The sequence below is a fragment of the Streptomyces sp. NPDC001781 genome (genome assembly GCF_053596035.1).
Window position 1 is genome coordinate 67,370 of record NZ_JBSFFI010000013.1, and the last position, 13,212, is coordinate 80,581.

Sequence of the window (13,212 nt, forward strand, 5' to 3'; positions counted from 1 at the left end):
TCCTCGCCTTCTCCAGGACTCAGGCGGTGAACCGGATCTCCCCCCGGCACCGCGGTCGGGTTGTGCTGGCTCGTGCAGGAAACGCCGACAGGTATAGTCCACTTCCCGTCGGCGGGGCAAGATCGAATGCAAGGTCGGCCGCCGGTCTTTTCCGAGTTGAGACCTGGTGGAGATATCGCCGGGCGCCGCACACCCTGCCGGATGAATTACCGGTACAGCCCCCTGAATGCCGCAGCCAACGCCCTTGACACCATGGGCCACTTGACCACCTACTGGTTCCTGCGCAGCAAGTTGACAACGTTGTCCGCAGTGAGCGCGGGAGGGGAATCCGTAGATGCAGCGGAGATCTCGGCACAGATGGACCTGGGCGGTCGTCCTCACGACCGCCTTCGCCATGGGCGTCGGCGCGCAGGGAGCGGCGGTCGCCCTGCCGGCCGGGGTCCCCGCCGCCGCGGCGGAGTTCGCGTCCTCGTTCGAGTCGGGCGAGCGGGCGCCGGACTGGCTGAGCACCGTCGAGACGGGTCCGGACGGAGCCAGGCGCTCCGCGGGCGTGGACGGCGGCTACACCACCGGTATCCCGGGCAACGTCACCGACCACGTCACCGGTCTGCGGGCGAGCGGGGAGAACACCGGCGGGGGCGAGGTGAAGGAGAACCTCACCGATGTCGATCCCGGTAGCAAATGGCTGACGTTCGCACCCACCGGCTGGGTGGAGTTCGACCTCGACCGGCCGGTCGTGCTCGCCGCCTACGCGCTCACCTCGGCCAACGACCACGCCGAGCGCGACCCCGAGGACTGGCAGCTCCAGGGCTCGGCGGACGGCAAGGACTGGAAGACCCTCGACACCCGCGGCGGCGAGACCTTCTCCGACCGGTTCGGCACCAAGTCGTACCAGCTCGGCACACCCGCCGAGTACCAGCACTTCCGGCTGGAGGTGACGAGGAACAACGGCGCCCCGGACGCGCTCCAGCTGGCCGACGTCCAGTTCTCCACCGGCGGCGGTGACGGTCCGGCGCCGCGGGACATGCTGAGCCTCGTCGACAAGGGCCCCAGCGGCTCCCCCACCGCCAAGGCGCGCGCGGGCTTCACCGGCACCCACGCCCTGCGCTACGCCGGACGGCACACCTCCGACGGCCGGGGCTACTCGTACAACAAGGTCTTCGACGTCGATGTGAAGGTGAGCCGCGACACCCGGCTGTCGTACCGCCTCTTCCCGTCGATGGCCGACGGCGACCGGGACTACGACGCCACCAACGTCAGCGTGGACCTGGCCTTCACCGACGGCACCTACCTCAGCCAGCTCGGGGCGAGGGACCAGCACGGGTTCCCGCTGACCCCGCGCGGCCAGGGCGACGCCAAGGTGCTGTACGTCAACCAGTGGAACGACGTGGCGTCCCGGATCGGCACCGTGGCGGCGGGCAGGACCGTCGACCGGATCCTGGTGGCGTACGACTCCCCCGGGGGCCCCGCGAAGTTCCGGGGCTGGGTCGACGACGTGGCGCTCAGGCGGGTGGCCCCCGAGCGGCCCAGGGCGCATCTGTCGGACTACGCGCTGACCACGCGCGGCACCAACTCCAGCGGCGGTTTCTCGCGCGGAAACAACTTCCCGGCCGCCGCGATGCCGCACGGGTTCAACTTCTGGACCCCGGTGACCAACGCCTCCTCGCTGAGCTGGCTCTACGAGTACGCGCGGGCCAACAACGACGCCAACCTGCCGACCGTGCAGGCCTTCAGCGCGAGCCACGAACCGAGCCCGTGGATGGGTGACCGGCAGACCTTCCAGTTGATGCCGTCGGCCGCGAAGGGCACCCCGGACACCGGCCGCGAGGCCCGTGAGCTGGCCTTCCGGCACGAGAACGAGACGGCCCGGCCGTACTACTACGGGGTGAGGTTCGAGAACGGCCTCAAGGCCGAGATGACTCCCACCGACCACGCGGCCGTGCTGCGCTTCAGCTACCCCGGCGACGAGGCGAGCGTGCTGTTCGACAACGTCACCGAGCAGGCGGGGCTGACGCTGGACAAGGAGCACGGGATCGTCACCGGCTACTCCGACGTGAAGTCGGGGCTGTCCACGGGCGCGACCCGGCTGTTCGTCTACGGCACCTTCGACAGGCCGGTCACCGAGGGCTCATCCAGCGGGGTCAAGGGCTATCTGCGGTTCGCCGCGGGCGCCGGCCGTACGGTGACCCTGCGCCTGGCCACCTCGCTGATCAGCCTGGACCAGGCGCAGGACAACCTGCGCCAGGAGATCCCGGACGGCACCTCCTTCGACGCCGTCAAGGCGCGTGCCCAGCGGGCCTGGGACCGGATCCTCGGCAAGGTCGAGGTGGAGGGCGCCACCCCGGAGCAGCTCACCACGCTGTACTCCAGCATGTACCGGCTGTACCTCTACCCGAACTCGGGCTTCGAGAAGGTCGACGGCAAGGACCAGTACGCCTCGCCGTTCTCCCCGATGCCGAACCCGGACACCCCGACGCACACCGGCGCCAGGGTCGTCGACGGCAGGGTGTACGTCAACAACGGCTTCTGGGACACGTACCGCACCACCTGGCCCGCCTACTCGTTCCTGTCGCCCTCCCAGGCGGGCGAGATGGTCGACGGGTTCGTGCAGCAGTACAAGGACGGCGGCTGGACCTCCCGCTGGTCCTCCCCCGGCTACGCCGACCTGATGACGGGCACCTCCTCGGACGTGGCGTTCGCGGACGCCTACGTCAAGGGCGTCAGGTTCGACGCGAAGGCGGCGTACGACGCGGCGGTCAAGAACGCGACCGTGGTGCCGCCGAGTTCGGGCGTCGGCCGCAAGGGCATGGACACCTCGCCCTTCCTCGGCTACACCACCACCGACACGGGCGAGGGCTTCTCCTGGGCCATGGAGGGCTACGTCAACGACTACGGCATCGCCAAGATGGGCGAGGCCCTCTACAGGAGGACCGGCGAGAGGCGGTACAAGGAGGAGTCGGCGTACTTCCTCAACCGGGCCCGCGACTACGTGAACCTCTTCGACCCGAAGGCCGGCTTCTTCCAGGGCCGCGACGCCGAGGGCGGCTGGCGCGTGGACTCCGCGAAGTACGACCCGCGGGTGTGGGGTTACGACTACACGGAGACCGACGGCTGGGGCTACGCCTTCACCGCACCCCAGGACAGCCGGGGCCTGGCGAACCTCTACGGCGGCCGCAAGGCCCTCGGCGACAAGCTGGACGAGTACTTCGCCACCCCGGAGACCGCCTCCCCCGAGTTCACCGGCTCCTACGGCGGGGTCATCCACGAGATGACCGAGGCGCGGGACGTCCGGATGGGCCAGTACGGCCACTCCAACCAGGTCGCCCACCACGTCACCTACATGTACGACGCGGCCGGCGAACCGTGGAAGGCGCAGAGGAACGTGCGCGAGGTGCTGTCCCGCCTGTACACGGGCAGCGAGATCGGGCAGGGCTACCACGGCGACGAGGACAACGGCGAGCAGTCGGCCTGGTACCTCTTCTCCTCGCTCGGCTTCTACCCGCTGGTCATGGGCAGCGGGGAGTACGCCATCGGCTCGCCGCTGTTCACGAAGGCCACCGTGCACCTGGAGAACGGCCGGGACCTGGTCGTCAGGGCACCGGACAACAGCGACCGCAATGTGTACGTCCAGGGCGTCCGCTTCAACGGCCGCTCCTGGAAATCCACTTCGCTCCCCCACTCGCTGCTGTCCAAGGGCGGGGTGCTGGACTTCTCGATGGGGCCGCGGCCCTCGTCGTGGGGATCAGGCAAGGACGCAGGCCCGGTCTCGGTCACCGAGGACGACAGGGTGCCGGTTCCGCGCGCGGACGTGCTGAAGGGCGACGGCGCGCTGTTCGACGACACCTCGGCGACGAGCGCGGCGGTGACCTCGGTGGATCTGCCCGCCGGCTCGGCCGGGGACGCCACCGAGGCGGTCCAGTACACGCTGACCTCGCCGGCGGACCGTACGAAGGCGCCCACCGGGTGGACCCTGCAGGGCTCCACCGACGGGACGGCCTGGCGCACGCTGGACAGGCGCTCGGGTGAGTCCTTCGCCTGGGACCGCCAGACACGGGCGTTCAGCGTGACCGCGCCGGGGTCGTACACCAGGTACCGGCTGGTGCTGGACGGGGAGTCGACGCTGGCGGAGGTGGAACTGCTGGCCTGAGGGAGCCGGGCCGGGAAGTGGAGGGGCGGTCCCGTGCGGGGGGCCGCCCCTTCGTCGTGCCCGTGCCGTCTGCGCGGCCGTTGCGGGGGCATACGGCGGGGGGTCGGGCCTGTGCGGTCCGGCCCGGCCCCGTCGACCCAGCCGAGGAGTTGCACCGATGCCGACCGCCGTACCGGAGAGATCAGCCGGCCTGCCCGAGGACGGGCCCCGCCCCGTCACGACGACTCCCACCGGGCACCCCCGCAAGCTGCCGCGCGGTGTGGCACGGGCGGCCGCCTCCATCGGGGCGCTGGCCGTCTGCCAGGCCGTCCTGATGATCGGCATCGGCTTCCTGATCACCGGCCCCGCCAAGCACGTGTGGCCGATGACGGCCGAGGACGGCGTCAACCGGGGCCTGGAGCGGCTGCGCACCTCCACCCTGACCACGCTGTCCTCGATCGGGTCCGAGCTGGGCAACACGGGCACCGTGATCGGGGTGACGCTGGCGGCCTGCCTGGGGCTGGTCTTCATACCCAGGCTGCCGATGTGGCGTCAGGCGTCCTTCCTGGCGCTCGGGGTCGCGCTCCAGTCGCTGGTGTTCCTGGTCATCACCATCGCGGTCGACCGCCAGCGCCCCGACGTGCACCGGCTCGACGGCTCCCTGCCGACCTCCAGCTACACCTCCGGCCACACCGGCGCCGCCACCGCCGTCTACGGCGGCCTCGCGGTCCTCGTGCTCTCCCGCGTCCGGAGTCCCTGGCGGCGTGTGCTGGCCGCACTGCTGTTCCTGCTGCCGGTCGTGGTGGGCTTCTGCCGTCTGTACCGGGGCATGCACCACCCGACCGACGTGGTGGGAGGCATGCTCAACGGAGCGCTGGCCCTGCTGATCGTCGGGCACGCCCTGCTCCGCGACGGCCGGGTGTCGGCGCCCGCCGCCCTGCCCGAGGTCCCGGAGGGCGCCCGCGTCGAGCGGCTGCCGGGCCGGGTCGCGGTGGTCGTCAATCCCACGACGGTCGACGAGAGCGCACGCGACGAGCTGCGCCGGGTCCTCGCCCAGCACGGCCACCACGAGCCGGTGTTCATCGAGACGACCGCCGCCGACCCCGGCGGCGGCCAGACCGCCCGGGCGCTGGAGGAGGGTGCCGCGCTGGTCGTGGTGTGCGGCGGCGACGGCACCGTCCGCGCGGCCGCCGACCGGCTGGCCGGCAGCGGGGTCCCGCTCGCCGTCGTGCCCTGCGGCACCGGCAACCTGCTCGCCCGCAACCTCGGCCTCCCGCTGACTCCGGCCGAGGCGCTCGACGCGGCCCTCGGCGGCACGTCCCGCGTCGTGGACCTCGCCCGGGTCGAGGGCGACGGCCTTCCCGCCACCCATTTCGCCGTCATGTCCGGCGTCGGCCTGGACGCCGCGATGATGAAGTACGCGGAGGAGCACGACCGTGCCAAGTCGATGCTGGGCTGGCCCGCTTACGTCCTCGCCGCCCCGAAGGCGATGCGCGGCCCCCGGATGGGTCTGCGCGTCAGCCTGGACGGCGGTCAGCCGCTGCGCCGTGCGGCCCGCATGGTGCTCGTCGGCAACACCGGTGCCCTCCAGGGCGGACTGCGGCTGATCCCGGAGGCCCGGCCCGACGACGGGGTGCTGGATCTGCTGATCCTCGACCCGCGGGGCCCCGGCGGCTGGCTGCGCACGGCCGGCGCGCTGCTGCTGCACCGGAAGCGGGACGGCGAGGAGCGCCAGGGGCAGCCGGAGTTCCGTACCTTCCGGCGGGCCGAGTTCACCTTCGACGCGCCGGAGCCCCGCGAGATCGACGGCGACCCGGTCGGCACCGGGCGCCGGCTCACCGTGGAGGTCGTGCCGGGCGCGCTGACCGTACTGGTGCCGAACCGGGAGGGCTGACATGGGCAGCGCCACCAAGGTCCCGGAGACCCGGGACATGAGCGGGGACGAACTCTCCGCCGACGAGGCGTGGGTGACCCTGCGCCGCTACGGCGGCTATTCCCTGCTGCGCGACGCCTTCCTCCGCTTCCGCTACGCCGACGGCTTCAGCCATTCCCGCGCGCTCGCCCTGCAGACCGTGCTCTCGGTGATCCCGCTGGCCCTGGCCTTCGTCGGCCTCTCCACCAGCCTGCACACCGAGGACATCGGCAAGCTGGCCGAGCTGACCATCCACCGCATCGCCGAAGGACCCAGCGCGGAGGTGGTCGACGACGCGCTCGACCGCAGCCGCCGCAAGGCGGGCGACGGCGCCCAGGTCGCCCTCTGGTTCGGCGCGATCTTCTCGATCGTCAACGTCACCACGGCGATGTGCCAGATAGAGCGCGGCGCCAACCGCATCTACGGCAACGAACGCGACCGGCCCTTCCACCTCAAGTACTCGCGCGGCCTGGTCATGGCGCTGTGCGCGGGCTTCCCGCTCGGCCTCGGCTTCGTCGTCATGGTCGCCGGCGACGACCTGGCCTCGGCCGCCGGCGCGGTCTACGGGCTCGGCTCGAACGCGCAGATGGTGTGGAACATCGTGCGCTGGCCCATCGGGCTGCTGCTCGCCCTGATCTCCGCCAGCGCGATCTTCCGGCGCTCGCCGCGCCGCAAGCAGCCCGGCTACACCTGGCTCGCCTTCGGCGCGGCGGTGTACCTGGTGCTGTGGATGACGCTTACCTGGGTACTCACCCTGTATCTGGACCTGAGCGGCTCCTTCGACACCGTCTACGGTCCGCTGAGTGCCTTCATGTCCCTGCTGCTGTGGGCCTACCTGACCTCGCTCGCCCTCTTCCTCGGGCTGTCCTTCGCGGCCCAGCTGGAGGCGGCGCGCGGCCGGCGGCCCGAACCGATCCAACCCGACCCGGGGGTCTGATGCCGACGAAAACCACGACCCTGCGGGAGACCGACCGGCGGTTCGGCGTCCGGCTGCTGGCAGCGGCCGGAGGCGCCGCGGCCGCCGCCGTGCCGTTCGCGCTGCTGCTGGTCCTGGTCGAGGGCCAGTGGCGGCCGCTGCGCGATCTCGACCGCGACGCGGCGAACGGACTGCACCGGGTCGCCGTGGACCATCCGGCCTGGACGAGCACCCTGCGCGTGCTGTCCAACTACGTCTGGGACCCGCTCACCCTGCGCGTGGGCGTGGCGCTGCTGACCGGCTGGCTGCTGTGGCGCGGTGCCCGGCGGCTGGCCGCGTGGGCGGCTGCGACGGCGGTGGTCGGGGGCCTGCTCGGGCTGGGGGTCAAGATGCTGGTCGAGCGGGCACGGCCGGTGCTGGTCGACCCGGTGGCACACGCGCCGGGCTACTCCTTCCCGTCCGGGCACGCGATGACCGCCACCACCTCGTTCGCGGTGTTCCTGCTGGTCCTGCTCCCCATGGTGCCGCGCCGGGCCCGGATCGCCTGCTGGGTGGTGGCGGTGCTGTCGGTGGTGGGCGTCGGCTTCACGAGGGTCGCGCTCGGCGTGCACTGGTTCAGCGACGTGCTGGGCGGGTGGCTGCTCGGACTGGCCGTCGTCGTCCTGACCAGCCGGGCATTCGGGGCATGGCGGTCCGACACCGGCCGCCGGCCCGCGCCCGTCGTGGAGGGGCTGGAGCCCGAGCTGTCCGGCCCGGCTCCCGAGCCGGACAGCACCCCCCGCTGAAGCGAGGTCACACGCCGGTCAGCCGGCCGATCTCCTGCGGGTCGAGCCCGGTCAGCCGGGCGATGCGCGGAGCCGGGACCCCGGCGGTCAGCGCCCGGTGCACCAGGGTCTCCCAGCCCTGGGTGGCGTCGCGGAAGTCCAGCAGTTCCCGCTCCATGTCGGTGACCGACTGGGGCGCGCACTCCTGCTGGACGCGGACCTCCTCCTCGTCGGTCAGCGGGATCGGCAGCCGCTCGGCCTCCTCGGGGATGAGGGTCTCCGAGGAGGCGGGCAGAATCCGCAGTTGCTCGGAGGACGGCGCGACATCGTGGGCGGAGATCCAGCCCCGCACGGCAGGGGTCTGGTCGCACTCCAGCGGGGCGACGGCTGCCATGGCCGCGCCGAGGCTCGGGTGACGGTCGGGGAGCAGGAAGAGGTAAGCCTCGTCGGCCATCGGGCGGTTCCGCCTTGTCGCTGTCGATCCGGGTACGGAGACCGATGCTACTGCCGCCGCACCGCGCCAAGGAGAAGGAACCGCCCCGGATCACTTGACGGCGAGCGCGAACTCGTGCGGGTAGCCGTCGTCCGGCGGCACTACGCTCCTGATGTCCCTCCCGTCCGGCGCGGCGAACGGCCCGGTGCCGGACACGTGGGCGGCGAAGGAGTCCCGGCGTCCACGGTCTGGCGGGCAACCCGCCGCCCGGCCCGAGGCGTTCGCCGCCACGGGTACGGCGGAGGGCCGCACCCCCGTCACCGGGAGTGCGGCCCTCGACCGTGTCGCGCCGGACCCTACTTGCGGAGCAGGCTGCGCAGCACGTACTGCATGATGCCGCCGTTGCGGTAGTAGTCCGCCTCGCCGGGGGTGTCGATGCGGACGACCGCGTCGAACTCCACACCGGTGTCGGTGGTGACCTTGACCGTGCGCGGGGTGGTGCCGTTGTTCAGCTCCTCGACGCCGGTGAAGGAGAAGGTCTCCTCGCCGGTCAGGCCGAGGGTGGCCGCGGTGGCGCCCTCCGGGAACTGGAGCGGCAGCACGCCCATGCCGATCAGGTTCGAGCGGTGGATGCGCTCGTAGGACTCGGCGATGACGGCCTTGACGCCGAGGAGCGCGGTGCCCTTGGCGGCCCAGTCGCGGGACGAGCCGGAGCCGTACTCCTTGCCCGCCAGCACGACCAGCGGGATGCCCTGGTCGATGTAGTTGCGCGAGGCGTCGTAGATGAAGGAGACCGGCGCGCCCTCGACGGTGAAGTCGCGGGTGTAGCCGCCCTCGGTGCCCGGCGCGATCTGGTTGCGCAGGCGGATGTTGGCGAAGGTGCCGCGGATCATGACCTCGTGGTTGCCACGGCGCGAGCCGTAGGAGTTGAAGTCACGACGCTCCACACCGTGATCGGTGAGGTACTTGCCGGCCGGGGTGTCGGCCTTGATGGCGCCGGCCGGGGAGATGTGGTCGGTGGTGACCGAGTCGCCCAGCTTGGCCAGCACGCGGGCGCCGGAGATGTCGGCGACCGGGGCGGGCTCCATGCCCATGCCCTCGAAGTACGGGGGCTTGCGGACGTAGGTGGACTCCGTGTCCCACTCGAAGGTGTTGCCGGTCGGGATCGGCAGCGCCTGCCACTGGGCGTCGCCCGCGAAGACGTCCTGGTAGGACTTGTTGAACATGTCCTCGCCGATGGCGTTCGCCACGACGTCGTTGACCTCGGCCTCGGTCGGCCAGATGTCGGCCAGGAAGACCGGCTTGCCGTCCTGGTCGGCGCCGAGGGCGTCCTTGGTGATGTCCACCTTCATGGAACCCGCGAGGGCGTACGCGACGACCAGCGGCGGGGAGGCCAGGTAGTTCATCTTGACGTCGGGGTTGATGCGGCCCTCGAAGTTCCGGTTGCCGGAGAGGACCGAAGTGACGGCGAGGTCGTGGTCGTTGACCGCCTTGGAGACCTCCTCCGGCAGCGGGCCGGAGTTGCCGATGCAGGTGGTGCAGCCGTAGCCGACGAGGTTGAAGCCGACCTTGTCGAGGTACGGGGTCAGGCCCGCCTTGTCGAAGTAGTCGGTGACGACCTTGGAGCCCGGGGCGAGGGTGGTCTTGACCCACGGCTTGCGGGTCAGGCCCTTCTCCACGGCCTTCTTGGCGACGAGCGCCGCGGCGACCATGACGTACGGGTTGGAGGTGTTGGTGCAGGAGGTGATGGCCGCGACCGTCACCGCACCGTGGTCGATCGTGTAGGTCGAGCCGTCGGGGGCGGTGACCTCGACCGGGTTGGACGGGCCGCCGTTGGGGTGGACGGCCGGGGAGTCGGAGGCCGGGAAGGACTCCTCGCCCGCCTCGTCGGAGGTGGTCGTGACGTAGTTGAGGACGTCCGTCTTGAACTGCTCGGCGGCGTTCGCGAGGACGATGCGGTCCTGCGGGCGCTTCGGGCCGGCGATCGAGGGGACGACGGTGGAGAGGTCGAGCTCCAGCTTCTCGGAGAAGTCGGGCTCGGCGGCCGGGTCGAGCCAGAGGCCCTGCTCCTTGGCGTACGCCTCGACGAGCGCGACCTGCTGCTCGGAACGACCCGTCAGCTTCAGGTAGTTCAGCGTCTCGCCGTCGATCGGGAAGATCGCGGCGGTGGAGCCGAACTCCGGCGACATGTTGCCGATGGTGGCGCGGTTGGCCAGGGAGGTGGCGGCCACACCCTCGCCGTAGAACTCGACGAACTTGCCGACGACGCCGTGCTTGCGCAGCATCTCGGTGATGGTGAGCACCAGGTCGGTGGCGGTGGTGCCGGGCTTCAGCTCACCGGTGAGCTTGAAACCGACGACGCGCGGGATGAGCATGGAGACCGGCTGGCCGAGCATCGCGGCCTCGGCCTCGATGCCGCCGACGCCCCAGCCCAGCACACCGAGGCCGTTGACCATGGTGGTGTGCGAGTCGGTGCCGACCAGGGTGTCCGGGTACGCCTGGCCGTTGCGCACCATGACGGTGCGGGCCAGGTGCTCGATGTTCACCTGGTGGACGATGCCGGTGCCCGGCGGGACGACCTTGAAGTCGTCGAACGCGGTCTGGCCCCAGCGCAGGAACTGGTAGCGCTCCTTGTTGCGGCCGTACTCCAGGTCGACGTTCTGCTTGAACGCGTCGTTGGTGCCGAACTTGTCGGCGATGACGGAGTGGTCGATGACCATCTCGGCCGGGGAGAGCGGGTTGATCTTCGCCGGGTCACCGCCGAGCGCCGCGACGGCCTCACGCATGGTCGCGAGGTCCACGACACAGGGGACGCCGGTGAAGTCCTGCATGATCACGCGGGCCGGCGTGAACTGGATCTCCTGGCTGGGCTGGGCCTGCGAGTCCCAGCCGCCGAGGGCGCGGATGTGGTCGGCGGTGATGTTCGCGCCGTCCTCCGTACGGAGCAGGTTCTCCAGCAGGACCTTCAGGCTGTACGGCAGGCGGGCCGAGCCCTCGACCTTGTCCAGCCGGAAGATCTCGTACGACTCGTCGCCCACCTGCAGCGTGCTGCGGGCGTCGAAGCTGTTCGCCGACACGACAGTCTCCTTCATTGATGTGCGCGTTCCACCGCATCCTGCCGCCACGCCGATCCAGCAATCCGCTGAGGTAAGGCTAAGTTAGGTAACCCTTACCGATGTGGCTGCCGCGGTGCGCCTCGGCAGATATCTCGATGTCGAGATAACTCTAGTACATGGGGGCTCGATGGTCATGCCCGCACAGCGGGTGTGACGGGTCCGTCACACCCCGGACGTGTGGGCGCCTGAGGGGCTCGCGACTGGGACGATCACCGGATGAGCCGTTTCTCGCACCGCCCCGCCACCCCGGAGGACCCCGAGCCGCGGACCCGCCCGCTCGAGCCGGGCAGCCGTCCCGACCTGGAGGCCGCGCTGGAGGCGGTCAACCGGGACCTGGCGGCGACCCTGCCGGAGGCCGGCCCGATGCGGCTGATGTGCACGCCGCCGCACGACGAGGACATCCCGGACCAGTACCACGCGGCCCTGCCCGACGGCCGCTGGCACGACGGCGTGACGTACCCCGACGCGCCCGGGATCGCCGAGGCGGCCCAGGAGACGGTCCAGGCGGTGCTGTGGCAGGTGTGGCCGGTGTGCCCGGAGCACCGCACCGGGGTGCACGCTGACGCCGGTGCGGGCGGGCGGGCGGTGTGGTGGTGCCGGGCCGGCGAGGGCCACGAGCTCTGCGAGGTCGGCGAACTGGCGCACACCCTCCCCGGCAGGCAGCGCCGGGCGCTGCGCCGGAGAGAGCGCAGGCGGCAGGGGTGAGCGGCGGCAAGCGCGGTCCCCGCCGCGTCCCGCTTGAGCCGATGCGCGCCCTCAGCTCGTCCGGCAGCGGATGAGGCCGCTCGACGGGAAGCAGCGCGCGAGCCGCTCCGTCGTCCCCCGCGCGCACGGCCGCGCGCACCTCGTGGGCGGGCGACCGGCCCGCCGTGCCGGTACCGCGATCCGCTCGCCGTACGCCTGATGGACGGTCACGGCATCCTCGTCGAACGCCGCGCGAACCTGGTGCTCGGGGGTCTCGCTGCTCATACGGTTGCCTCCGCGGCCCAGGAGCCGGAGCCGACGACCTCCGGGTCGGCCACGGTCTGCGCCCCGCAGGCGTACAGGAGCCAGCGCAGCTCCTCCCAGGAGAACATCGGCTCACCCCACGTGTCGAGCCAGAGGTGGAGCCGCCCGCTGCCGTCGGCCGCGCGCGTGAGGTCCCAGAACTCCCAGCCCCGCGCCTCCATCTCCGGGTCGAAGCGGAAGAGCCAGTCCTGGATCTCCCAGGGCTCGGCACCGGTCCGCTCTCGGTACCGGCTCCTTGCCGCTTCGGAGGCCGGGCCGACGGCGCCACCGTCCCGGCCGGCGTCGACGAAGAAGTCCGGGATGCCGTCCACGGGAAGTTCTCCCTCGTCGAAGTCCGCGTCCACGGCAAGAGAGAAAACCGCTCCCAGAACATCCCGCAGCCTGTTCGCGTAGGTTTCCGGGTCGTTCTCCGGAGTTACCGCGATATATGCGAGAACGGGGGCTTCGGAAGCAGTTTCGGGACGCCCGGAAACGCGCTTCGACTCCCGGCCGACGCCTTCAATCTCGTGCAGCATACGTCCCGTTCTCAATCGAAATCACCCGTCACACCCTTGCCGCAGGCCACGGCCGGTGGCGGCCGGGTGCGATCCCGGACCGACCCCGCATAGGTCGTCGGTCATCTGTTCCCCGAATGGGGGTATCCGGGTTGAGCGCCGCTCAGGAGCGCCGAACAATCGGAGGAGACAGCCATGGGCCTGACGTTCCGCAAGAGTTTCCGCATCCTTCCCGGCGTGAAGCTGAACATCAACCGCCACTCATGGTCCATCACGACCGGCGGCGGCAAGCACGGCCCCCGTCACACCCACAGCAGCACCGGACGCCGTACGACCTCGATGGACCTGCCGGGCCCGTTCGGCTGGCGCAAGACGACGACCAAGAAGCGCTGACCCCCGCCGGCGGCCGCCGGTCCCGCGTCACCCGAACGGACCCCCCGGGA

Annotated in this window: 9 protein-coding genes; 6 read left to right on the forward strand and 3 right to left on the reverse strand. The window is 71.2% G+C overall.

Annotated features, from left to right (window positions below):
* The first annotated feature begins 334 nt into the window (after nucleotides 1-334).
* From ACWCV3_RS14730 to ACWCV3_RS14745, 4 genes are all read left to right on the forward strand, one after another.
* Nucleotides 335-4,147, forward strand: coding sequence for a GH92 family glycosyl hydrolase (locus ACWCV3_RS14730; RefSeq protein WP_451223088.1), 3,813 nt, complete (start codon nucleotides 335-337; stop codon nucleotides 4,145-4,147).
* A gap of 157 nt (nucleotides 4,148-4,304) precedes the next feature.
* Nucleotides 4,305-6,020: a diacylglycerol kinase family protein gene (locus ACWCV3_RS14735; protein ID WP_451223090.1), complete on the forward strand. Its 1,716-nt coding sequence runs from the start codon at nucleotides 4,305-4,307 to the stop codon at nucleotides 6,018-6,020.
* Between the two features lies 1 nt (nucleotide 6,021).
* Nucleotides 6,022-6,975: a YihY/virulence factor BrkB family protein gene (locus ACWCV3_RS14740; RefSeq protein WP_451223092.1), complete on the forward strand. Its 954-nt coding sequence runs from the start codon at nucleotides 6,022-6,024 to the stop codon at nucleotides 6,973-6,975.
* Nucleotides 6,975-7,739 carry a phosphatase PAP2 family protein gene (locus ACWCV3_RS14745; RefSeq protein ID WP_451223094.1) on the forward strand — a complete coding sequence of 255 codons (765 nt, stop codon included), beginning with the start codon at nucleotides 6,975-6,977 and terminating at the stop codon, nucleotides 7,737-7,739. Before ACWCV3_RS14740 ends, ACWCV3_RS14745 begins: the two co-directional genes overlap by 1 nt.
* A 7-nt stretch (nucleotides 7,740-7,746) precedes the next feature.
* On the opposite strand, the gene ACWCV3_RS14750 is transcribed toward ACWCV3_RS14745, so the two are convergent.
* A complete protein-coding gene (locus ACWCV3_RS14750; protein WP_451223096.1) occupies nucleotides 7,747-8,172 on the reverse strand; it encodes a DUF6003 family protein in 426 nt (141 codons plus the stop codon).
* Nucleotides 8,173-8,507: 335 nt separating this feature from the next.
* Nucleotides 8,508-11,228 carry an aconitate hydratase AcnA gene (gene acnA, locus ACWCV3_RS14755; RefSeq protein WP_451223098.1) on the reverse strand — a complete coding sequence of 907 codons (2,721 nt, stop codon included), beginning with the start codon at nucleotides 11,226-11,228 and terminating at the stop codon, nucleotides 8,508-8,510.
* A gap of 255 nt (nucleotides 11,229-11,483) precedes the next feature.
* Between acnA and ACWCV3_RS14760 the strand changes: the two genes are divergently transcribed.
* A complete protein-coding gene (locus tag ACWCV3_RS14760; protein WP_451223100.1) occupies nucleotides 11,484-11,972 on the forward strand; it encodes a hypothetical protein in 489 nt (162 codons plus the stop codon).
* Nucleotides 11,973-12,232: 260 nt separating this feature from the next.
* On the opposite strand, the gene ACWCV3_RS14765 is transcribed toward ACWCV3_RS14760, so the two are convergent.
* Nucleotides 12,233-12,619 (reverse strand): hypothetical protein, encoded by a 387-nt coding sequence (locus ACWCV3_RS14765; protein WP_451223102.1) that lies wholly within the window; start codon nucleotides 12,617-12,619, stop codon nucleotides 12,233-12,235.
* Nucleotides 12,620-12,964: 345 nt separating this feature from the next.
* Between ACWCV3_RS14765 and ACWCV3_RS14770 the strand changes: the two genes are divergently transcribed.
* Nucleotides 12,965-13,162, forward strand: a complete 198-nt coding sequence (locus ACWCV3_RS14770) for a DUF4236 domain-containing protein (RefSeq protein WP_086693800.1) — start codon at nucleotides 12,965-12,967, stop codon at nucleotides 13,160-13,162.
* Nucleotides 13,163-13,212: the final 50 nt, after the last annotated feature.